General features: G+C 56.5%; 21 protein-coding genes, 1 tRNA gene, 1 pseudogene and 1 riboswitch. Of the genes and pseudogenes, 15 read left to right on the top strand and 8 right to left on the bottom strand.

From position 1 onward, the window contains the following. Nucleotides 1-99: 99 nt before the first annotated feature. The gene (locus DXB00_RS08570) at nucleotides 100-750 is read right to left on the bottom strand and encodes a peptidylprolyl isomerase (RefSeq protein ID WP_117490169.1); all 651 of its coding nucleotides are present in this window, start codon (nucleotides 748-750) and stop codon (nucleotides 100-102) included. Between the two features lie 204 nt (nucleotides 751-954). Then, nucleotides 955-2,319: an alanine/glycine:cation symporter family protein gene (locus DXB00_RS08565; protein WP_117490260.1), complete on the bottom strand. Its 1,365-nt coding sequence runs from the start codon at nucleotides 2,317-2,319 to the stop codon at nucleotides 955-957. A 179-nt stretch (nucleotides 2,320-2,498) separates the two neighbouring features. Next, a riboswitch (glycine riboswitch) is annotated at nucleotides 2,499-2,602 on the bottom strand. A 292-nt stretch (nucleotides 2,603-2,894) separates the two neighbouring features. Between DXB00_RS08565 and DXB00_RS08560 the strand changes: the two genes are divergently transcribed. The 4 genes from DXB00_RS08560 to rsmI all read left to right on the top strand — a co-directional run bounded on the left by DXB00_RS08560 (nucleotide 2,895) and on the right by rsmI (nucleotide 7,698). Beyond that, nucleotides 2,895-4,643 (top strand): FtsW/RodA/SpoVE family cell cycle protein, encoded by a 1,749-nt coding sequence (locus DXB00_RS08560; RefSeq protein ID WP_117490171.1) that lies wholly within the window; start codon nucleotides 2,895-2,897, stop codon nucleotides 4,641-4,643. Between the two features lie 2 nt (nucleotides 4,644-4,645). Continuing rightward, the gene (locus DXB00_RS08555; RefSeq protein ID WP_118729201.1) at nucleotides 4,646-6,019 is read left to right on the top strand and encodes a penicillin-binding transpeptidase domain-containing protein; all 1,374 of its coding nucleotides are present in this window, start codon (nucleotides 4,646-4,648) and stop codon (nucleotides 6,017-6,019) included. 13 nt (nucleotides 6,020-6,032) lie between these two features. Next, nucleotides 6,033-6,731 (top strand): tRNA1(Val) (adenine(37)-N6)-methyltransferase, encoded by a 699-nt coding sequence (locus tag DXB00_RS08550; protein WP_118729202.1) that lies wholly within the window; start codon nucleotides 6,033-6,035, stop codon nucleotides 6,729-6,731. 118 nt (nucleotides 6,732-6,849) lie between these two features. Then, nucleotides 6,850-7,698, top strand: a complete 849-nt coding sequence (gene rsmI / locus DXB00_RS08545) for a 16S rRNA (cytidine(1402)-2'-O)-methyltransferase (RefSeq protein ID WP_110435630.1) — start codon at nucleotides 6,850-6,852, stop codon at nucleotides 7,696-7,698. A 44-nt stretch (nucleotides 7,699-7,742) separates the two neighbouring features. On the opposite strand, the gene DXB00_RS08540 is transcribed toward rsmI, so the two are convergent. The 3 genes from DXB00_RS08540 to DXB00_RS08530 form a co-directional block, all read right to left on the bottom strand. Continuing rightward, nucleotides 7,743-8,093, bottom strand: coding sequence for a DUF134 domain-containing protein (locus tag DXB00_RS08540; protein WP_118729203.1), 351 nt, complete (start codon nucleotides 8,091-8,093; stop codon nucleotides 7,743-7,745). A 3-nt stretch (nucleotides 8,094-8,096) separates the two neighbouring features. Then, nucleotides 8,097-8,489 carry a NifB/NifX family molybdenum-iron cluster-binding protein gene (locus DXB00_RS08535; RefSeq protein WP_118729204.1) on the bottom strand — a complete coding sequence of 131 codons (393 nt, stop codon included), beginning with the start codon at nucleotides 8,487-8,489 and terminating at the stop codon, nucleotides 8,097-8,099. Nucleotides 8,490-8,659: 170 nt separating this feature from the next. Beyond that, nucleotides 8,660-8,735 (bottom strand) — tRNA-Thr (locus tag DXB00_RS08530). Nucleotides 8,736-8,921: 186 nt separating this feature from the next. On the opposite strand from DXB00_RS08530, the gene rpsF reads away from it, so the two are divergent. Genes rpsF through rpsR form a run of 3 tightly spaced genes read left to right on the top strand, consistent with a single transcriptional unit; the run spans nucleotide 8,922 to nucleotide 10,018 of the window. Then, nucleotides 8,922-9,218: a 30S ribosomal protein S6 gene (gene rpsF, locus DXB00_RS08525; protein ID WP_110435639.1), complete on the top strand. Its 297-nt coding sequence runs from the start codon at nucleotides 8,922-8,924 to the stop codon at nucleotides 9,216-9,218. Nucleotides 9,219-9,232: 14 nt separating this feature from the next. Beyond that, on the top strand, nucleotides 9,233-9,724 hold the full coding sequence (locus DXB00_RS08520; RefSeq protein ID WP_110435640.1) for a single-stranded DNA-binding protein: 492 nt from the start codon (nucleotides 9,233-9,235) through the stop codon (nucleotides 9,722-9,724). 21 nt (nucleotides 9,725-9,745) lie between these two features. Beyond that, complete coding sequence (gene rpsR / locus DXB00_RS08515) at nucleotides 9,746-10,018, top strand: 30S ribosomal protein S18 (RefSeq protein ID WP_110435641.1); 273 nt, start codon at nucleotides 9,746-9,748, stop codon at nucleotides 10,016-10,018. A gap of 135 nt (nucleotides 10,019-10,153) precedes the next feature. Here the strand turns inward: rpsR and DXB00_RS08510 are convergent, their stop codons facing one another. After that, entirely contained in the window at nucleotides 10,154-11,047 is an 894-nt protein-coding gene (locus tag DXB00_RS08510) for a lysozyme inhibitor LprI family protein (RefSeq protein ID WP_119214793.1), read from the bottom strand. A 23-nt stretch (nucleotides 11,048-11,070) separates the two neighbouring features. Continuing rightward, a complete protein-coding gene (locus DXB00_RS08505; protein WP_119214792.1) occupies nucleotides 11,071-11,487 on the bottom strand; it encodes a zinc ribbon domain-containing protein in 417 nt (138 codons plus the stop codon). Between the two features lie 302 nt (nucleotides 11,488-11,789). Here DXB00_RS08505 and DXB00_RS08500 point away from each other — a divergent pair, with 302 nt between their 5' ends. From DXB00_RS08500 to trpS, 4 genes are all read left to right on the top strand, one after another. Next, a complete protein-coding gene (locus DXB00_RS08500) occupies nucleotides 11,790-12,827 on the top strand; it encodes an S-layer homology domain-containing protein (RefSeq protein ID WP_158581283.1) in 1,038 nt (345 codons plus the stop codon). Then, nucleotides 12,785-14,593: a L,D-transpeptidase family protein gene (locus DXB00_RS08495; RefSeq protein WP_119214790.1), complete on the top strand. Its 1,809-nt coding sequence runs from the start codon at nucleotides 12,785-12,787 to the stop codon at nucleotides 14,591-14,593. The genes DXB00_RS08500 and DXB00_RS08495 overlap by 43 nt, the downstream gene beginning before the upstream one ends. 251 nt (nucleotides 14,594-14,844) lie before the next feature. Then, nucleotides 14,845-15,411, top strand: coding sequence for a TetR/AcrR family transcriptional regulator (locus tag DXB00_RS08490; protein WP_110435644.1), 567 nt, complete (start codon nucleotides 14,845-14,847; stop codon nucleotides 15,409-15,411). A gap of 14 nt (nucleotides 15,412-15,425) precedes the next feature. Then, nucleotides 15,426-16,487, top strand: coding sequence for a tryptophan--tRNA ligase (gene trpS, locus DXB00_RS08485; RefSeq protein WP_118729207.1), 1,062 nt, complete (start codon nucleotides 15,426-15,428; stop codon nucleotides 16,485-16,487). A 44-nt stretch (nucleotides 16,488-16,531) separates the two neighbouring features. Here trpS and aguA read toward each other — a convergent pair. Continuing rightward, nucleotides 16,532-17,545: pseudogene (aguA, locus tag DXB00_RS08480) on the bottom strand (agmatine deiminase). A 420-nt stretch (nucleotides 17,546-17,965) separates the two neighbouring features. Between aguA and DXB00_RS08475 the strand changes: the two are divergent. The 4 genes from DXB00_RS08475 (at nucleotide 17,966) to DXB00_RS08460 (ending at nucleotide 20,795) form a co-directional block, all read left to right on the top strand. Next, nucleotides 17,966-18,436 (top strand): DUF4282 domain-containing protein, encoded by a 471-nt coding sequence (locus DXB00_RS08475; RefSeq protein ID WP_118729209.1) that lies wholly within the window; start codon nucleotides 17,966-17,968, stop codon nucleotides 18,434-18,436. A 156-nt stretch (nucleotides 18,437-18,592) separates the two neighbouring features. Continuing rightward, nucleotides 18,593-18,976, top strand: a complete 384-nt coding sequence (locus DXB00_RS08470; protein WP_110435666.1) for a metal-dependent transcriptional regulator — start codon at nucleotides 18,593-18,595, stop codon at nucleotides 18,974-18,976. 179 nt (nucleotides 18,977-19,155) lie between these two features. After that, entirely contained in the window at nucleotides 19,156-20,328 is a 1,173-nt protein-coding gene (gene recA, locus DXB00_RS08465) for a recombinase RecA (protein ID WP_118729210.1), read from the top strand. Continuing rightward, nucleotides 20,328-20,795 (top strand): regulatory protein RecX, encoded by a 468-nt coding sequence (locus DXB00_RS08460; protein WP_118729211.1) that lies wholly within the window; start codon nucleotides 20,328-20,330, stop codon nucleotides 20,793-20,795. Before recA ends, DXB00_RS08460 begins: the two co-directional genes overlap by 1 nt. The last annotated feature ends 72 nt before the right edge of the window (nucleotides 20,796-20,867 follow it).

Genomic DNA, 20,867 nt, shown 5'->3' with positions numbered 1-20,867 from the left:
CTCTGTCAGACCGTATATCATACTGTCTGACAGAGGGGGTGCTTTATTATGTTAAGAGGAAAACCGAAACTTACCCTCAACTCTTTACGCTTTGCACGGTCAGTCGATAATCTTAATACTCTCAATAACCGGCTGATTTTCCGTCTTAACCGTGCCGTTATCGTCCTCGACCGGCGTATTATCGCAGATTTCATCCACAACATCCATGCCCTTGGTCACATAGCCGAAGCAGGCGTACTGGCCGTCGAGATAGGTGCTGTCCTGCTGAACGATGAAGAACTGCGAGGATGCGCTGTCCGGATTGCTTGAGCGTGCCATCGAAACCGCACCGCGCGTGTGCGACAGCTTGTTCTCCACACCGTTATCCGAAAACTCGCCCTTGATGGTGTTCTCCGAGCCGCCGGTGCCGTTGCCCAGCGGGTCGCCGCCCTGCATCATAAAGCCGGTAATAATGCGGTGAAAGGTCAGTCCGTCATAAAAGCCGTCGTTTGCAAGGTCCATAAAATTCTGAACTGAGATAGGCGCTGCATCGCCGTCCAGCTCGATGTCAATCGTGCCGTGGTCCTTGATGGTGATTTGTGCATGGTGCTGACCGATGGGCTGTGCGGTCTCCTCAGCGGTCGTCTGCTGCGAGTTATCGCTCGTGTCGGTGGCATCATCCGTCGAGGTCTGCGCGCCCGTTTTGCCGCCGCAGGCGGTCAGAACCAGCATCGCCAACAGGCCAAAAAGCAAAAATGTACGTTTTTTCATGTGAAATTCTCCTTTTTAATATTCTAAACAGGTGGAATAGCAAACATTCCCGCGGTACTCCCCTATTATACGGTACTGCGAACGCGAAAACCAGTGTTTTTTCGGTGTCTGCAAAAAAATGCACCGCAAAACTGCGGTGCATTTTCTATCAAACGATACAGTGCGGAACCGATTTCTGCACAAACCGTGTCGTTCCGCGACAGCTTACTTCATAATGTCCTTATCGTGGGCCGCTTTGGCAACCAGACCGGACAGCGCCAACAGCGCGATCAGGTTCGGGAATACCATCAGGCCGTTGAACAGGTCGGACAGGTTCCAGACCAGATCAACATGCAGTGCGGAGCCGATCACGATGCAGACAACAACGATAGCGGCATATACCTTGACTGCCTTGCTGCCGAACATTGCCTTTACGTTCTGCTCACCGAAGAAATACCAGCCGATGATGGTAGAGAACGCAAAGAACAGCATGCAGATCGCAACAAAGATCATGCCCGCCGAGCCGAGGGAAGCCTTGAAGGCTGCCTGTGCCAGCTCGGTGCCCTGCAGACCGTCCGGTGCGCCCGGATTGAGCATACCCGAGGTCAGGATGACCATAGCGGTCAGCGTCAGTACAACAAAGGTATCGATGAATACGGAAACGATAGCAATTTCGCCCTGATCCTGCGGACGCTTTACCTTAGCCAGTGCGTGTGCGTGCGGGGTGGAGCCCATGCCGGCCTCGTTCGAGAACAGACCGCGTGCAACGCCGTAGCGCATTGCCTGACGAACCGTGATGCCTGCAGCGCCGCCGAGGATAGCCTGCGGGTCAAATGCTGCAACAAAGATGGACTTGAACGCCGGAATGATTGCCGCGTGGTTGATGCACAGGATAACAACGCAGCCAGCCATGTAGAACAGCGCCATGATCGGAACGACCTTTTCGGTAACAGCCGCAATACGGCCAACGCCGCCAAGGAAGATAAACGCTGCAATAATCGCGCAGATGATGCCGACAACGATCATCGGTGCGCCGAACGCGGTGTTGAACGCTACGCTGATCGAGTTTGCCTGTACCATGTTGCCGGTGAAGCCCAGCGCGAAAATAATTGCAACCGAGAAGAAGCCGGCGAGGAACTTGCCGAATTTACCGGTAAAGCGTGCGCGGATGTAGTAGATCGGACCGCCGGTAACGTGGCCCTTATCGTCCGTGGTCTTGTACTTCTGCGCGAGAACCGCCTCGCCGTAGATGGTGGACATGCCGAAGAACGCACTCAGCCACATCCAGAAAATCGCACCCGGGCCGCCGGAATACAGTGCGGTAGCCGCGCCTGCAATGTTGCCGGTGCCGACCTGCGCCGCGATTGCGGTGGTAAGCGCCTGGAACGGACTCATGCCGTCCTTGCCCGCCTTCTCACCGTTGAGCGAGAAATGGCCGAACAGGTGCTTCCAGCCTGCGCCGAACTTACGCACCTGAACGAAGCGCGTGCGGATGGTAAACACGATGCCGGTGCCAACCAGCAGGTACAGCAGCAGGCCGTTCCATACGACGTTGCTGACCTTGCTTACCCAGTCTGCCAATACTTCCATTGTCATTTTACATACCCCTTCTTTGTTTTGCGGCAAACAAAAAGCCGAACCCAATCAGCATCGGGTTACGGCTCCAAAGAAACGGAAAGACAGCAAACAGACGGTACACCCTGCACCGTGAGAAAACATTTGCTGTGGTTCCGCGGAACTTATTTTTATATCCTAACGTCTATAAAAACAGGTTCATCTCTGTCCTTTTGCCTGAGAGATTGGCACGCAAACCTCTTTGCGCGCGTTGCACCTTCGGCAGTCCCCTTGAGGAACGTTCTCCAGAGCCACATCCATTTACAGTCCTCATCCGGAAAACCGGACACCTGAGAGTTTTGCTCCTTCGGCAAGCCATGGGCAGTTGCCCGCGCGGCTTTTTCCTGCAAACTTCGTTTGTCGCGTATGTAGTTTATGGATTCAGTGTAACACCGTGACAACATTCTGTCAATGTCAATCAAGATATTCGTGAAAGTTTGTGAAAAACAGCAAATTTCTTGACAACCTATGCTATAATAGATAGGCTATACTGGTAGTATTATTGGTAAATCCAAGTAATCAACAGCATCCCTCGAAAGGAGGAAATTTACATGAATGATGCTTTGCAGCAGCTTCTCGACAGGCTGACGGCTCTGCTGGCGGAAAAACCGCTCATCGGGGCGTGGTACACGACCGTTGTGCGCTTTGTGTTCCCGCTGCTGGCGCTGATGATCCTTGTCGGTGCGATCCGCTCGCTGTGGAAGGTCAAGCACCCGGATGAGGTCTGGGGCTATCTGGTGCTGCGCAACGGCGTGCGCCTGCCCATCACCCACTGGGAGAACATCATCGGACGCGCCCCCAGCTGCGATGTGCAGCTGGAATATCCGTCGGTATCGCGTCAGCACGCCGCGCTCATCCGCGAGGATGACGGCAGCTGGACGATATACGACCTCGGTTCCAAGGGCGGCATCAAGGTAAACGACCTGCCGGTGGACGAGTATGCACTCGTCGAAGACGGCGACACGGTCACCTTTGCGGGTATTCCCGCTATCATGGAGCCCATTACCGCTGAGGAGAAGCGCACACAGATGGTCGAACGCCGCATTGAGGGCAAGCCGGCCGGCATGTGGGGTTCGCTCGTACTGCTGACGCTGTTCCAGATCCTCACCGGTCTGCAGCTCATTATCGCGCAGGGCGACAAGGCGACCACCACCATTCCGCTCACCTTTTTTGTCTTTACGGTAATCTGCTGGGCGTATTTCATCGTCATGCGCCTGTTCCGCCGCATCGGCTTTGAAATGGAGACGATAGCGTTCTTCCTATGTACGCTGTCACTCGCCGTCACCGGCTCGACCGTGCCGGATGAGCTGCCCAAGCAGCTGATTGCGATTTTGATGGGTCTTGCCATCTTTATCGTGCTCGGCTTCTTCCTGCGCGACCTGACCCGGGCGCAGAAGGTGCGCTGGTTCATGAGCGCAACGGCAGTCGGACTGCTGGCTATTACACTGCTGATCGGCTCGTCGCAGGGCGGCGCGAAGGCATGGCTGCGTCTCGGTCCTCTGTCTCTGCAGACCTCGGAAATTGCGAAAATCTGCTATATTTTTGCCGGCGCAGCAACGCTCGACCGCCTGTTCAACAAGCGCAACCTGTGGATGTTCATCGGCCTGACCGCTATCTGCGGAGGCTGTCTCGCGCTGCAGAACGACTTCGGCACCGCACTTGTGTTCTTTGTGACGTTCCTTGTTATCGCGTACCTGCGTTCAGGCGATTTCGCCACCATCGGCCTTGTGTGCGCCGGCTGCTTCGGCGCGGGCATGGTCATGCTGACCATCAAGCCGCACGTTGCCGCACGATTTGCCTCCTGGGGACATATCTGGGAGGACGTGTACGACAAGGGCTTCCAGCAGACGCATACGCTGACCGCAGCCGCCTCCGGCGGCATGATCGGCGTCGGTGCCGGCAAGGGCTGGCTCTCGAATCTCCCTGCCGCGGATACCGATATCGTGTTCGGTATGCTGTGTGAGGAATGGGGTCTCGTCATTGCCGTGCTGACCATCCTGTGCATCATTACGCTGGCCGTGTTCGCTGTCCGCGCCTGCCGTGCCGGACGCTCCAGCTTTTACACCATCGCCGCATGCGCGGCCACCAGTCTGCTGGTGTTCCAGACCTGTCTGAACGTATTCGGTGCGGTCGATATTCTGCCGTTCACCGGCGTTACGCTGCCGTTCGTATCCAACGGCGGTTCGTCCATGCTGTCGGCATGGGGTATGCTCGCCTTTTTGAAGGCGACCGACACCCGACAGAATGCATCGTTCGCGGTTCGTCTGCCCAGCCGCCGCGAGCTTAGAGGGGAGGAGTAACCATGCGGAAAATCGAAAAACGCAGTATTTTCTGTCTGATCCTTGCTGCACTGCTCGGTCTGGGTCTGGCGTTCTTCTGCTTCCAGTTTGTCGTAGACGGCGGCGACTGGGCCTCCTACCCGTACAACCGTCATCTCTATAACAACTCCGGTCAGCTGAAAGGCGGCACCATCCTCGACCGGGACGGCGATATGCTGTCCACGCTCGATGAGGACGGCAACCGCATCTACAACGATGACGCAGCCGTCCGGCGCGCCACACTGCACGCCGTCGGCGACAAAAACGGCAACATCGGCGCGGGTGCGCTCACCTCGTTCGCGGATAAGCTGTCTGGCTACAATCTGCTCACTGGCGTATATTCTCCGCTCGGCACCGGCAACAGCCTGTATCTGACGATTGATGCCTATTTGAACAATGTCGCCTATCAGGCTTTGAACGGAATGAACGGAACGGTTGGCGTTTATAACTATAAAACCGGTGAAATTTTGTGCATGGTGTCCACACCGACGTTTGATCCGGCTAATCCGCCGGACATTGCGGCGGACGATCCCGCGTGGGACGGCGTTTACGTCAACCGCTTGCTGTCCGCGAACTCGATTCCGGGCTCTATCTTCAAGGTTGTGACCATCAACGCCGCTATCGAGAACATCCCTGACCTGTTCCAGCGCAAGTGGACGTGCACCGGCTCGGTCAACATCGGCGGCGAGGAAGTCACCTGCCCGCACGCTCACGGCGAACAGGACATCGAGGAAGCGCTCGCCAACTCGTGCAACGGTGTGTTCGGTCAGCTGGCCGTCGAACTCGGCGGCGAAACCATGCAGAAATACGCGGATGCGGCAGGACTGACCAAGTCCATCAAGGTGGACGGCATCCAGTCCTCGGTCGGCAAGTTTGATTTCTCGGGCAATGACAATCAGCTGGCATGGTCGGGTGTCGGTCAGGGTCAGGATACCCTGTGTCCGATCAACATGCTCCAGTATATGGGCGCGATCGCCAACGGCGGCAAGGCTGCCGTGCCGCGTCTGATCGAAAAATCCACCACAGATTACGGCCTGCCGACCGGCATTTACTATCCGCACAAGTCGGCGCAGCTGATCGACGAAAAGACCGCGGGTACCATTGCGGATATGATGCACAACAACGTCATAGAGACCTACGGTCAGGATCGTTTCCCAGGCATGGATATCTGTGCCAAGTCGGGCACCGCCGAGGTCGGCGCGGATAAGTCACCGAACGCATGGTTCACCGGCTTCCTGCGCGACGAGGCCACGCCGTATGCTTTCATCGTTCTCGTCGAGAACGGCGGCGGCGGCTCGTCGGTTGCCGGTACGGTGGCTTCGCAGGTGCTGCAGGCTGCGGTAGAAAAGGGTTATTAAGGAGAGAGAAATCATGGCGCAAAGCACTGAAATACTCCCTAACGGACTGCAATTATTACAGGACGACCGGTTTTTTAAGCTCGGACAGGACAGCGTGCTGCTCAGCGCGTTCGCCAAGCCGAGACGCAATGCCAAACTGCTCGACCTCGGCTGCGGCACAGGCACTCTGGCGCTGCTCGTATGGCGGCCCGACCTCAAGATCACCGGACTGGAACTGCAGGACGGCCCGCTCGACCTGTTCCGGCAGTCCATCACAGCAAACGAGCTGGAAAACGTAACCGCTCTGCAGGGCGACCTCCGGCAGATGCGTACGCTGCTGCCGCACGGCAGTATGGATTACGTCATCTGCAACCCGCCGTATTTCGACCGCAACGCAGGCGCGAATGCGCCGACCGCCGAAAAGCGCACCGCAAGGCAGGACGCGACCTGCTCGGTCGAGGAACTGGCGGTTGCGGCCTCGTTCGTGCTGCATACCGGCGGCAAAGCCGCGTTCGTATTCCGGCCGGAACGGCTGTGGGTACTGCTCGAAGCGCTCTCGCGCGTGCGGCTCGTGCCGAAAAGAATGCGGTTCGTGCACCAGAGCGTGCAGGCGGCGCCAAGCGTCGTCATGGTCGAGTGCCGAAAAGGCGGCAGTGCGGAAGGACTTGTTGTTGAGCCGCCGCTGATCGTTGAGAGTGATGAATATTTCCGTATTTACGGAATTGAGAATTAGCGCTATCCTTGCGCGAGTCCCGTCCGCGCTGCGCTGAGACGCGCAATGCGCGATGATTTAGCCGCACCTTCATTTTCCATTATCCATTCTCCATTTAAGAAATTCCGGAGGGATTGAATTGTCTACATTATACTTAGTCGCAACGCCGATCGGCAACCTGAGTGATTTATCGCCGCGGGCACGCGAGGTTCTCAGCACAGTGGATTTCATCGCGGCAGAGGACACCCGCGTGACGCAAAAGCTGCTTAACGCCTGCGAATTGCCCAAAAAGCCGATGATCTCGTACTACGAACACAACCGCCGCGCACGCGGTGAAGCGGTTTTGGAGAAGCTGCTCGCCGGTGAGACCTGTGCGCTCGTAACCGATGCGGGCACGCCTGCGGTTTCCGATCCGGGTGAGGATCTGGTCGCGCTGTGCGCCGAGCACGATGTGCCCGTTATCCCGATTCCGGGCTGCTGTGCGGCGGTCTGCGCGCTGGCGGCATCCGGTCTGCCGACCGGACGCTGGTGCTTTGAAGGCTTCCTGTCGGTCAACAAAAAGGCCCGCAGAGAGCACTTGGACACTCTACAGGGCGAAAAACGCACGATGATCTTCTACGAAGCACCGCACAAGCTGTGTGCAACGCTGCGCGACTTGCGCGACGCCTTCGGCGGCGACCGCCGGCTGTCACTCTCGCGCGAGCTGACCAAGCTGCATGAGCAGACGCTCCGCATGACGCTCGACGAGGCGGTTGCCTACTTTGACGCCAACGCGCCGCGCGGCGAGTTCGTGCTCATCCTCGAGGGTGCGCCGGACGAGCCGGAGACCGAGCAGGACGAGGCCGAACGTCTTGCCTCTGCCGCCGAGGCGGTCCGCCGCCGCATGGAGCAGGGCCAGACCCAGAAGGACGCGGTCAAGGCAGTTTCCGCCGAAACCGGCGTAAAGAAAAACGCGCTGTACCGCTATGTGCTCGATCACGAAGAATAACGAAAAAACCGTTGCTTTGGCAACGGTTTTTTCGTTTTCTGCACTTATTTTTGATGTTTCGGGCAGCCGCTGCGGCAGCAATGTCCGCGTCCGGGGCACTGCGCATGACGTTCGCACAGCGCAACATCGCCGCCCTCGATCACCAGCCGTTTGCCGTTTACAAGGCAATCCGCCAGCTTGCGGCGGGCGTTGTTGTAGATCAGCTGCACCGTTGTGCGGGCTACCCCCATCTGCGCGGCAGCCTGCTCCTGCTGCAGATTCTCCAGATCCAGCAGACGGATAGCTTCATATTCGTCCAGCGTCATTTGCACGCACTCTGTCGTACTTTCCTGCGGAGAAAACTCGCTGAACGGCGGCATACCGCAGATTCTGCGGCACTTTCTCGGTCTCGGCATGGATTATTCGTGGCAGTGACCGCCGCAGCCGTGGCTGCCGCAGGAATGGTCTTCGCCGTGATCATGGTGCGCGCAGTGCACATTGGGATCAAACGCCAGCGTACCGTTCAGAAAAGCCTGTACCGCCTCATCTGCGTTGCCCTGCACGCCGCCGATCAGACGGATATTGGCCTCCGCAAGCGCTGCCTGTGCGCCGCCGCCAATGCCGCCGCAGATCAGCGTATCCACACCAAGCTGTGCCAGCAGGCCGGCCAGCGCACCGTGACCGCTGCCGTTCGTATCCACCACCTGCGCATGCAGCAGCTTACCGCCGGATACCTCGTACAGCTTAAACTGCTCCGTGTGGCCAAAATGCTGGAAAACCTCTCTGTTTTCATAGGTAACTGCGATCTTCATAACCATTTCCTCCGAATCATTTCTGGCATATGCCAATAACGTTACTTATAGTCTATCACGTTTTCGGCATATGTCAATAATAAGTTTTGGCATACCGCTATCCCATTATATAGAAAGCAGACGCCGATATCCGGATAAAGCAAAAACCCTTCCGAAAATCGGAAGGGTTTTGGAGCTTGTGGCCGGACTCGAACCGGCGACCTGCGCATTACGAATGCGCTGCTCTACCAACTGAGCCACACAAGCACTTATGCGTCCTGCGACGAATCTCTGCCTCGTTCACAGTGTTTTCAGTATATCATGCTTTTGAAAGTTCGTCAATATTTTTTTGAAATTTTTCTTGACATTCTCCGTGTATCCGTTATAATGGTATAGTATCCTTGCTCACATCAAAGGATGTGGGCCAAAAGTCCAAAAGGAGGTGCTAAGAATATGGCAAAGATTTCTGGCAAGTACGAGACTATCTTCATCGTTAACCCCAAGCTGGAAGAGGCAGCGGCTACCGCTGTTGTGGACAAGTTCAAGTCTCTCGTTGAGGCGAACGGCACGAACGTAGAGGTCGAGGACTGGGGCAAGCGCCGTCTGGCGTACCCGATCGAGGATCAGACGGAGGGCGTTTACACGCTGGTTCGTTTTGAGTCCAAGCCCGATTTCCCGGCTGAGCTGGACCGTATCTACAAGATCACGGACGGCATCATGCGTTCCATCATCGTCTGCCTGGACGACTAAGGCGGTGAACACCAATGCTCAATAAGGCGATTCTGATGGGTCGTTTGACCCGCGATCCCGAATTGCGCCATACCCAGTCCAACATGGCTGTGTGCTCGTTCTCGCTTGCGATCGACCGTGGTCGCAAGGATCAGAACGGCGAACGCCAGACCGACTTCATCGACTGTGTCGCATGGGGCCGTCAGGCAGAGTTCGTTGCACAGTGGTTCACGAAGGGTTCTATGGCAATCGTAGTCGGCCGTATCCAGTCCCGCCGCTGGCAGGATCAGAACGGCAACAACCGCACTGCAATCGAAGTAAATTGCGACGAGGTTTCCTTCGGTGAAACGAAGAAATCCCGCGATGCCTACAATGCAGGCAATCAGGGCGGTTTTGGCGGCTATGACAACGGATCGCAGATGCGGCCCGAGCCTGCCGCGTCCCAGGTTGCTCCGGCTTTCGATCTCCCCGCAGGAGATTCGGATTTTCAGGAGCTTGCTGATGACGACGGCGATGTCCCATTCTAAACTGAAGGAGGTTACGTGATCATGGAAGAAACCAAGAAGGAATTTACTCCCCGTCCGGAGCGTGCAGAGCGCCCGCAGCGCGGCCGTCGCCGTCGCAAGGTATGCGCATTCTGCGTAGATAAGGTTGCACACGTTGACTATAAAGATGCCGGCAAGCTGAAGAAGTACATGTCCGAGCGCGGCAAGATCCTGCCCCGCCGCATGACCGGTACCTGCGCTGCTCATCAGCGTCAGCTGACCGAGGCTATCAAGCGTGCACGTCACATTGCTCTTCTGCCCTACACCGCAGAGTAAGCAATTCGTTTTTTATAATCAAGGATACGCAAAGCGTCGTTTTCGCAAGAAAGCGGCGCTTTTTTGCACCCTTGTTTCTCGTTTGCAGCAAACAAAAAGGACGCGTTATGCGTCCTTTTTTCGTTATTCCCGTGTTCAGTTCATCAGATCGAGCAGCTTATAGCAGCGTGTTTTGGTGTAGCTCTGCTTAAAGCTGTAGGATGCAAGCTGCTTTGCGGTATCATCCTCGGTCTCCTTTGCGGCATTTTCCGCACCGGAATCCCGCTCCTGCACCCACTGCTTGTAGCTTGCTTCCTCAGAAGCGTACTGATCGGCGTTGAGCACGGTTGCAAGGTAGTCGTACATCTCCCCCAACAGGTTATCCCATTGCTCAAACGAGCTTGCGGTCATGGCCAGCTCATCCTCCTGGTTGGCTGCCGACGAAATTTTCAGATCGTCACTTTCCAGCTCATCCATCTTTTTGCTGAATGCATCGCGCTGCTCGGCCTTTTTCTGGCTGTTCTCTTCCTGCTGCTTTTCCTGCTGCTGTGCATCGGAAAGCTGCTTCTGCAGCTCCTTGACCTGCTTTTTCTGGTCAGCGGTCAGCGAATCATCATTTGCCAGAGAATCCAGCTTGCCGCTGGCGGCATCGTACTTTTTATCGTCCAGATAGCTCTGCGCCTCGTCCAAATCGGAGTTGAACTGATCGTCCGACTGAGCAGACTGCGCCTTATCGAGCAAATCCTCGATGGCCTTGTACATCGCGGAATCCGGGTCGGTGACACGGTTCTGCAGCTGCTTGAGCGCCGCAATGGCCTCGGTGTACTGGCCGTTGCCCACATAATCCTCAGCGGACTGATAGTCCTTAATCAGCTGAATGGTCGCATCCAGAGCAGCCGGATCCTTGGCCTCCTCCTGCGCCTTCTGGTAATACGTAAGCGCCTTGTCGAAGTCACCGTGATCCATGTATTTTTCGGCCATGATGAGGTTTTCGTCGGTCTTGTGCGAATTTGCAAAATACCACACACCGCCGCCGATCAAAGCCGCCACGATGATGACCACCAGCGCAATGATCAGCCGCGTTTTCCCTTGGACGGCTTTTTGTAAACGCTGTCCTTCGGATCGGCCTCACCGTTGTAGTAGGTCGTGCGGCGCTCGGGCGTGCCCGCAGTACGGCGGACCGGCGGCGTGTCGATCGGGCGCATGGTATCCTGCGTGGGAATGTTCAAATTCGGGATATTGGGATTGGTGTCTGCCAGCGGATCGGCAACCGTGTCGTCCACCGGAAGCTGCTGCTTTTCATCCCGCATAGCCGCGTCAAACGCGCTGGTGTCAATCGGACCGGTCTCGACAGGGTCCTTCATATCATCCGGCAGGGTGGTAAATACAGCGGTTTCGTCGTTGACACCGGTCTGCTCGACAGCTGCGCCGCAGAAGGGGCAGAATTTGCCGGCGATCGGCAGCTCCTTGCCGCAGTTTTTGCAAAGCATGGGTGATTTCCTCCTTTGAAAAAGGGTCATTTTTGTGATTATTTTATAGTATAACATGCTATATTCAGATTGTAAAGCGTGGATGGCTGTTCCCGTTATTGGGATTGCCGCTTGCGAAGCGAGGGAAGCTTGCCTACCCTCTTGCCCTCTCGGCGTGGGTACGCCGCCCCCAGCGGGCAGCGAAATGTTTCGGAACTGAAACCTTACTCGTCTTGACAAGCTCTGGTCCGGAACGTAAAATATAGGTAATAAGGTAAGGCAGAATGTCCGCATTCTGCAACTGTCAAAAAGGGGATAGTATTTTGAAGTTGACAAAACGCATTTTCAGCGGTCTGCTGGCCGCCATGATGCTGTTCACCACTGCTTTTGCCGTAAATGATTCGGCGACAACCACGGCTGCAAACGCGCTGACGTTTGCACTCAAGCCGATCACCGGCAGCGAGTACGACAGCACCGCTCTCCAGACCGATCTGGCAGCAGCGCAGAAGACCATCTCGCAGCGCATGCAGCTTGAGGGTCTGACCGGCGCGTCTGCCGCCGTTTCCGGCGATGTGATCACCGTTTCCATTCCGAAAACAGCTACCGGCAGCACTGCCGCTTACTGGGCCGCTCGTCTGGGCGACCGCCGTCTGTGCAGTGTAACCGACTTTCTGAACGAGGAGTGGCAGTTTGACCGTGCAGATTTTGCCTCTGCCAAGGCGACCACCGAAAACGGCAAAGAAGCCGTTGAGATCGCCCTGACCGACTCCGGCAAGACCAAGCTGACCGAGGCCCACAACAAGGTAAAGGCATACCTCGCGGACAGCAAGAACGACGCTGACAAGGCGCAGTGGCTCACCTTCCACTGGGGCACCACCACCTTCCGCATGCTGGTGGACAACAGCTTCTCCGACAGCAAGCTGGTGATCGGCGGCGATTCCGATCCGCTGCGTGCCGGTGCGTCCAAGTACATGCCGCAGTATCTGATGCTCGATCCGCTCCCGTTTGCAATGGAGCAGACCGCCGTTCCGACGACCACCGAGCCGACGACTCCAACCACTCCCACCGAACCCACGACTCCGACTGACCCGACCACACCTTCCGATCCGGCAACCACGGATTTCCCGGACATCGACGGCCACTGGGCTGCCGCTTCGCTGCGCAAGGGTGTTGAGCTGGGTCTTCTGAAGGGCATCAACGGCAAAATTATGCCGAATAACTCGGTCAAGCGTTCTGAAGCTATCGTTATCCTCAACCGCGCACTTGGCGCAGCGCAGGCCGACAGTGTATCCGGTCTGGCTGCCAGCCAGCAGTCCGCATGGTACAGCAAGGATCTGGCAAGGCCATCCACCTCGGCCTGATTACCGCAAACGACAACCGCAACTTTGACACTGCAGCTACCCGTGCTGAGGCTTTCGTGCTGATGGCTCGTGCGTTCGCATACGACCGCGCAGAGACCGCTGCCGATGAGCTGAGCAGCTTCACCGACACCTCCTCTATGACCACCGAGCAGAAGCAGGCAGCTGCCGCTCTGATCAGCAAGGGCGTTGTAAACGGTACCTCTGCTACCAAGCTGTCTCCATCGAACAAGCTGACCCGTGCACAGTTCGTCACCATGATCGTGCGCATTGCCGCTGCCACCAACGCAGACAGCGCACCGACCGAGCTGGCCGGCGGCACCGTACTCACCAATCCGAGCATCGCTCTGACCGGCGCAGTCGCAGACGGCGACTGGATCTTTGCCGCTCCCACGAATGAAATTTCGCTTGATTCCGTCAGCAGCTCGCACCGCATTGTCCTCAAGGGCGAAGAGCGCGCTGTACTGAACGGCACCAAGCAGACCAGCATTTCCACGCTTGCTGTTGACCCGGCAGGCACGGCTGATGTGAAGATGGACAACACTTCGTCCATAAACACGCTCGTTATCGCGGGCAAGGGCGGCTCCGTTGGCTACAGCGGCGCAGTCTCCAACATCGAGATCACCGCTTCCGGCCGCACCATCGTGCTCGAAGGCATGACCTCGGATGCCATCACCATTACCGGCAGCAACAACACCATCCTGCTCAAGGGCGACGCGGATACCGTTTCCGTACTGCGCGGCTCCGGCAACCGCATCACGCTGTCCGGCACGGTCGGCACGATGGTTCTGGCCGGCAAGAACACCACGGTTGACGGCACCGGCAAGATCGGCACCGTAGACACCCGCATGGTCGGCTGCACGGTAACGGCTAAGGCCGACCACACGATCGACAACATCGATCCCGGTCTGGATGGCGTTCAAATCACGATGACCGTTCCGGATAAGGTTAAGGCCGGCGGCTCGCTGACTGCCAAGGTCAGCTTCTCCGGCGTAAAGGAAGGCGTTACCTGCACTGCAATCTGGTATCAGGACGGCTCCGCGATCAAGGGCTGCACGAACAACAGCTTCGAGCTGACCAACGACAAGACCTCCAGCCACACCAGCACTTTCACCTTCACCAAGAATATGAAGACCAGCACGGCGATTGGCTTTAAGCTGCTCTACGACAACCCGTCCACCGGCGAGACCGAGCAGGTTTACGCCCAGAAGACCGTTCCGATCGAGAATTACTCTGCCGAGTGGTATGCACAGCGCGATGCTGCCGCTATCCTCAAGCAGGTATCCTCGGTTTACCGCGGCAACTACACCACGTCCTACGCGGCTAACAACGACTACTCCACCACCACCAAGGAGGTCTGGATCAACGCCAAGGGCTACTCCAGCAACACCAATTATCTGGTCTGGATCAACCGCGCATACCAGCATGTAAACGTATTCACCGGCTCCAAGGGCAACTGGAAGCTGACCAAGAGCTTTATCGTCGGCACCGGCGCTGCCTCCACCCCGACTCCGGTCGGCGTGACCACCGTCAGCTACAAGCTGAAGGCAGGCTGGACCACCGGTACTTACACGGTTCGTCCGGTTGTAGGCTTCTACCCGGGCACCGGCTACGCGTTCCACTCCCGCCTGTGCTATCCCGGCACCGATACCGAATACGACTTCAGCAGCGGCTATCCGGTTTCGCACGGCTGTGTACGCATGAAGCACAACGACATCAACTGGATTTACAACAACGTACCGATTGGTTCGACTGTCGTAATCTACTAAACCGCAGCTGCAAACACCGATATTCTCCGTTTTTCCGGAGAGTATCGGTGTTTTTTTGCCGCAAAACAGTGTGTACATCATCAACATCCTGTCTTGCACCGCAACGATAAATTCTCACCATGATAATGAATTCGTCATTTTATACGCATTTTTCGCAAATGCGATTGATTATCGTTGTGACATTTTAATGTTGACACCGACAACATCAAGGACTATAATAAACCCATCACAACAAACAACGAGGTGAGAAAATGGCCGATCAGTATCATCACGGAAATCTCAAAAGCAAGCTGTTGGAGGAAGCGGTCACGCTGATCTCGCAGGACGGCCTCGAAAATCTTTCTCTCCGGCGGCTGGCAACGCAGTGCGGCGTGAGTCACAACGCCATCTACCGCCACTTTGACAGCAAGGAGCGCCTGATCGACGCCTGCCGTGCCTACGTCATGCAGGAGCTGACGCGCACACTCGAGCTGACGCTCAGCGGTCTGGACGAAAGCCTGCCGCAGACCATGGAGCAGCTCGGCACCGCCTATCTGGATTTTTACATGCGCAACCCGACGTATTTCAGCGCGTATTTCCGCAACGCATCCCAGAAGCTGACGTTCTCGCTTGAGCCGATCGAGGGCAACTACCCGCCGTTTTCCGTTTTCCGCCGTGTGGCTGTCGCTATCGCGGAAAAGCAAGGCATTCCGCAGGATGAGACACGATGGCGGCTTCTGCGCTACTGGACGATGCTCAACGGCATGTTCGCCATGTGGATTTCCTCCAACGTGGAACTGCCCGAAAACTGGAAAACCTGTCTGAAAAACGAATTTTAAGGAGCGTTTACGATATGAAACAGATCATTCTCACGGGCGACCGCCCGACCGGCAACCTGCATGTCGGCCACTACGTCGGCTCACTGGCCGAGCGCGTGAAGCTGCAGAATTCCGGAAAATATGACGAAATTTACATCATGATTGCGGACGCGCAGGCGCTGACCGACAACGCCGAGCACCCGGAGCGCGTGCGCCAGAACATTATGAAGGTCGCGCTGGACTATCTTGCGGTCGGCATTGACCCGGAAAAGACGAATATCTTCATCCAGTCCATGGTGCCGCAGCTGACCGAGCTGACGTTCTACTATATGAACCTTGTCACCGTGTCCCGTGTACAGCGCAACCCTACCGTTAAGGCAGAGATCCAGATGCGCAACTTTGAAGCCAGCATTCCGGTCGGTTTTTTCTGCTATCCGATCAGTCAGGCGGCGGACATCACCGCATTCAACGCTACGGCTGTTCCGGTCGGCGAGGACCAGGAGCCGATGCTCGAGCAGTGCCGCGAAATCGTGCACAAGTTCAACACGATTTACGGTGAAACGCTGACGATGCCGCAGATTGTTCTTCCGTCCAACAACGCCTGCATGCGTCTGCCCGGCACGGACGGCAAGGCGAAGATGAGCAAGTCGCTCGGTAACTGCATCTACCTTGCAGATCCGGAGGAGGTCGTTCGTGACAAGATCATGTCCATGTACACCGATCCGGACCATATCCGCGTGCAGGATCCCGGCAAGCTGGAGGGCAATACCGTATTCACCTATCTGGATGCGTTCTGCCAGCCGGAGCACTTCGCAGAATTCCTGCCGGACTACCAGAGCCTCGACGAGCTGAAAGCACACTACCAGCGCGGCGGACTCGGCGATGTGAAGGTAAAGAAGTTCCTGAACAACGTCATGCAGTCTCTGCTGTCGCCCATGCGTGAGCGCCGTGCGCAGTGGGAGGGTCGCCTGCCTGAAGTCTACGAGATTCTCAAGAAGGGCAGCGAAATCGCCGCTGAGACCGCTCAGGGTACGCTCGATCGAGTCCGTCACGCGATGAAGATCGACTATTTCACCGATAACGCCCTGCTCAAGTAAAAATAGCAAAATAAAGGACGAACCGCTTGGTTCGTCCTCTATTTTTACACTTTCGGGATTTGTTGGGTCACGCAGTGGATATTGCCGCCGCCAATCAGAATATCGCGGGCAGCAATCGCAACCACCTTACGGGTCGGGAAAAGCTCCTGCAGGATGGCCTGCGCCTTTTCATCCATCGGGTCGCCGAAGGCGGGCATGACAACAGCCTCGTTCGCAATGTAGAAGTTGACGTAGCTTGCCGCCAGACGCTCTCCCGGGGTACGGGTCGGCTCGCCGTCACACAGGTCAAGGCCGTCGCACTCCTCTGCGGTGATGGTCACCGGCTTGGGCAGCGGCAGCTGTGCACCTTGATCCTGCGGCCCTTGGCATCGGTCGCAGCTTCCAGTGCATCCAGACTGGCCTTGGAAAGCGCATACTGCGGGTCGGTCTCGTCGTCCGTCCACGCGAGAACCACCTCGCCCGGAGCCGTGAAGGCGCACACATTGTCAACGTGCTCGTTGGTTTCGTCGTTATAAATGCGCGCGGCAGCCAGATCACCTTGGAAACGCCCATATAATCGCACAAAACCTGCTCAATTTGAGTCTTTGTGAGATCGGGATTGCGTCCCGCGCTCAGCAGGCAGGCTTCGGTGACGAGCGCGGTGCCCTCGCCGTCCGAGTGGATGGAGCCGCCTCGCAAATGAAATCGCGTTTGTCGTATACGTCGTTGCTGACCAGGTCGCAGAACTTGCGCGCCACGCGGTTGTCCTTCTCCCACGAGGGATACAGGCCGTCCACATCGCCGCCCCACGCGTTAAACCCCCAGTCGATGCCGCGGCGCTCTCCCCTGCCGTTGATAACAAAGGTCGGGCCAACGTCACGCGCCCACGCATCGTCAGTCTCCATCACGACCAGACGAACGCGGTCGGGCAGCTGCGCACGCGCGTTGTCATACTGCCCTTCCGAGCAGAGCACGGTCATGCTTTCGCTTTCGGAAATCGTCTCGATCACACGCAGAAAGGCTTTCCGGGCCGCATAGGCGCCGTACTGCCAGCTGTCGGCGCGTTCCGGCCAGATCATCAGGCAGCCCTCATGCGGTGCAAACTCCGCAGGCATATAAAACCCGTCCTGCGCGGGTGTGGTATGCAAAATTTTCATGGTATCTCTCCTGTTCGGTGGTACATCAAGAGTACAACATTTTGATTGAATTTGCAATGGTCGTAGGCGGTTTGAAATGAAAAATTGAGAATGGAGAATGGAAAATGAACGTAATATTGAACGGTATGCGGGCGGTCGCCGGCCGCCCCTGCGATTCCACGATTGCCGCCGTTTCTTAATGATAACGCCATTCTCACCTGATAAATACACCGATTTTCCCCTCACCTGCATTCTCCATTCTCCATTTTCCATTCTCAATTATTCAACTTTCCCTTTATCAACCCCGCAGAATATGGTACACTAAAAATGTATCAACCCATTTCCAAAGGAGAGGTGCATACCATGAATTACGCTTACACCTATACATACACACCGCTTTTCACAATGATTCTGCCGATTCTGGCACTTTTACTGATTCTTGCGGGTGGCATCGCGCTGTACACGCTGTTTGTCCGCAAACCGAATCACTACCACGGTACAGCGGCAAAGCTGCATGATTTTCTCAATTTCCGGCACGCATACACCGAGGGTCTGCTGAAAATCCTGTACTGCATGACGGTCGCTGCGCTGGCTGTTTACAGTGTTATTCTGCTGTTTTTCCACTTTTTCTGGGCGATCCTGCTGTTTATTGTCGGAAATATTGCTGCACGGCTCGGCTATGAATTTATTATGATGCTGTTCAGCATGCACCGCACCCTGCGCAGCATTGACCGCAAAATGCCCGAGCCGCAGCCGTTCGAGCAGCCGGCTCCCGCACCGCAGCCCGAGCCGCAGAATACACCGGAAAATCCGCTCCCGCCCGATCAGCCGTAACACAAGCCGCTGTTTCCGCTTGAAATTTGTTCAACGCAGATTGCAAAAACACGCAAGTCATGATAAAATAGATATACTATCATAGAATTTCGCGGCAGGACCAACCCATGTGCTGCCCTACAGAAAAGTGTATCTTAGAAAAAGGAGGTCCGTGCATTGAAAATTCAGGAAAGCGCGGAAAACTACCTGGAAGCCATCCTGGTTCTGACGCAGAAAAATGGACAGGTGCGCTCGATCGACGTTGCGCACTACACCGGCTTTTCCAAGCCGAGCATCAGCCGTGCCGTTGGCCTGCTGCGCGATAACGGTTACGTTTCCATCGACCAGAACGGTCTGCTGGGACTGACCGAATCCGGCATGCAGATCGCCACCAGCATTTACGAGCGCCACACCGTGCTCACCGCGTTCCTCACCGCTCTCGGCGTGGACGCTGAGACCGCCGCTGAGGATGCGTGCCGCATCGAGCATGTGCTGAGCGAGGAAACCTTCGACAAGCTCAAGCAGCATGCGAAGGCGTATATCGACGCACAGGGTAAATAAGACCCGTTGAAAATCCTGCCTGAAAAGGCAGGATTTTTTATATCAAATTTTATCGAACAAATTTTCGATAAAATCATTGCATTCAAATCAGCACCCTGTTATAATGGGTGTATCGAATCCGAATACACCGCCGCTCTGCGGCTTGCATATTTGTAACTTTTTCAGGAGGAAATGCTATCATGGCTACCAAAAAGCAGTTGGAACCGGTCGCTCCTGCGACTGATAAGAAGAAAGCACTTGCCGCTGCGCTCGGTCAGATCGAAAAGCAGTTCGGCAAAGGCTCGGTTATGCGTCTGGGCGAAAACACCGGCATGAATATCGAACACATCCCGACCGGCTCGATCGGTCTGGATCTCGCGCTCGGCATCGGCGGTCTGCCGCGCGGCCGAATCATTGAGATCTACGGACCGGAATCCTCCGGTAAGACCACGGTTGCGCTGCACAGCGTTGCAGAGGCACAGAAGCTGGGCGGCACGGCTGCGTTTATCGATGCCGAGCACGCGCTCGACCCGGTTTACGCCAAGGCACTCGGCGTTGACATTGACAGCCTGCTGGTCTCCCAGCCGGACACCGGTGAGCAGGGTCTGGACATTGCGGAGGCGCTCGTACGCTCGGGCGCGATCGACATCGTGGTTATCGACTCGGTTGCCGCGCTGACACCGCGCGCCGAAATCGAAGGCGAAATGGGCGATTCCTTCGTCGGTCTGCATGCCCGCATGATGAGTCAGGCGATGCGCAAGCTGGCCGGCTCGATCGCCAAGAGCCAGTGCGTAGCCATCTTTATCAACCAGCTGCGTGAGAAGGTCGGCGTCATTTACGGCAATCCGGAGGTCACCACCGGCGGCCGTGCGCTCAAGTTCTATGCGTCTGTCCGCATGGAGGTTCGCCGCGTGGAGCATCTGAAAAACGGCACCGAGCTGATCGGCAGCCACACCCGCGTAAAGGTTGTAAAAAACAAGGTCGCTCCCCCGTTCAAGCAGGCTGAGTTCGATATTATGTACGGCGAAGGCATTTCCCGCACGAGCGAGCTGGTCGATCTCGGCGTGGAATTCGGCATCCTCAACAAATCCGGCGCGTGGTTCTCCATGGGCGATACCCGTCTGGGTCAGGGCCGCGATGCTGCCAAGCAGTATTTCAAGGATCATCCGGACATCGCGGATGACGTACAGAAGCAGATCATGGAAAAGGTAGCCGAGGAGCGCAGCAAGCTGGCGCAGAGCCATGCGGCACGTCCTTCCGCCGCTGTGCCGACCGAGAAGGCCGAAAAGCCTGCGGATAAGGCACCGCGTCCGTCGTCCTCCAAGGCGGTCTCCATCGACGCGGACGATTTTGACGACCTCGACGAAGAATAATGAGCGAGGATAAATACCGCGCAGCCCTCGATATGGCGGTAAAACAGCTGTCTTACCGGGCGCTGAGTGCGAAAATGCTGCGCGACAAGCTGCTTGCCAAAGGACACGATGAGGAAGCCGCCGATTACGCGCTTGCGTGGCTGATCGAACGCAGTATGCTCAATGACGAGCTTTTCGCGGAAAGCGTTGTGCGCGGCTACACGCGCAAGGGCTACGGCGCGGCACGCATCCGGCAGGAGCTGACCCGCCGCGGCATAGACCGCGACACCGCAGAAGCGGCTATGCAGACCTTCTCTCCGGATGAGGCGCAAATGCTGGCTCTGCTCGAAAAACGCCTGCGCGGTGACGTTTCCGACCGAAAAGAGGTCGAAAAAGCCGTTGCGGCACTCCAGCGTCGCGGTTTTGCGTGGAATGATATCAAGCGCGCACTCGAAACCTACGGCAATTCGCTGCCGGAGGAAGAATAGACTCCATCCCTCTTACGGAAATGTGAGAGGGATGTCTGTTTTTTAGCCGTAAATCCGCTTGCATGAAACCTG

It is taken from the genome of Butyricicoccus sp. OF10-2 (genome assembly GCF_003481925.1).
Lineage (GTDB): Bacteria > Bacillota > Clostridia > Oscillospirales > Butyricicoccaceae > Agathobaculum > Agathobaculum butyriciproducens.
Note: the sequence above shows the minus strand (reverse complement) of the source record. Positions and strands in the feature narration are given on the sequence as shown.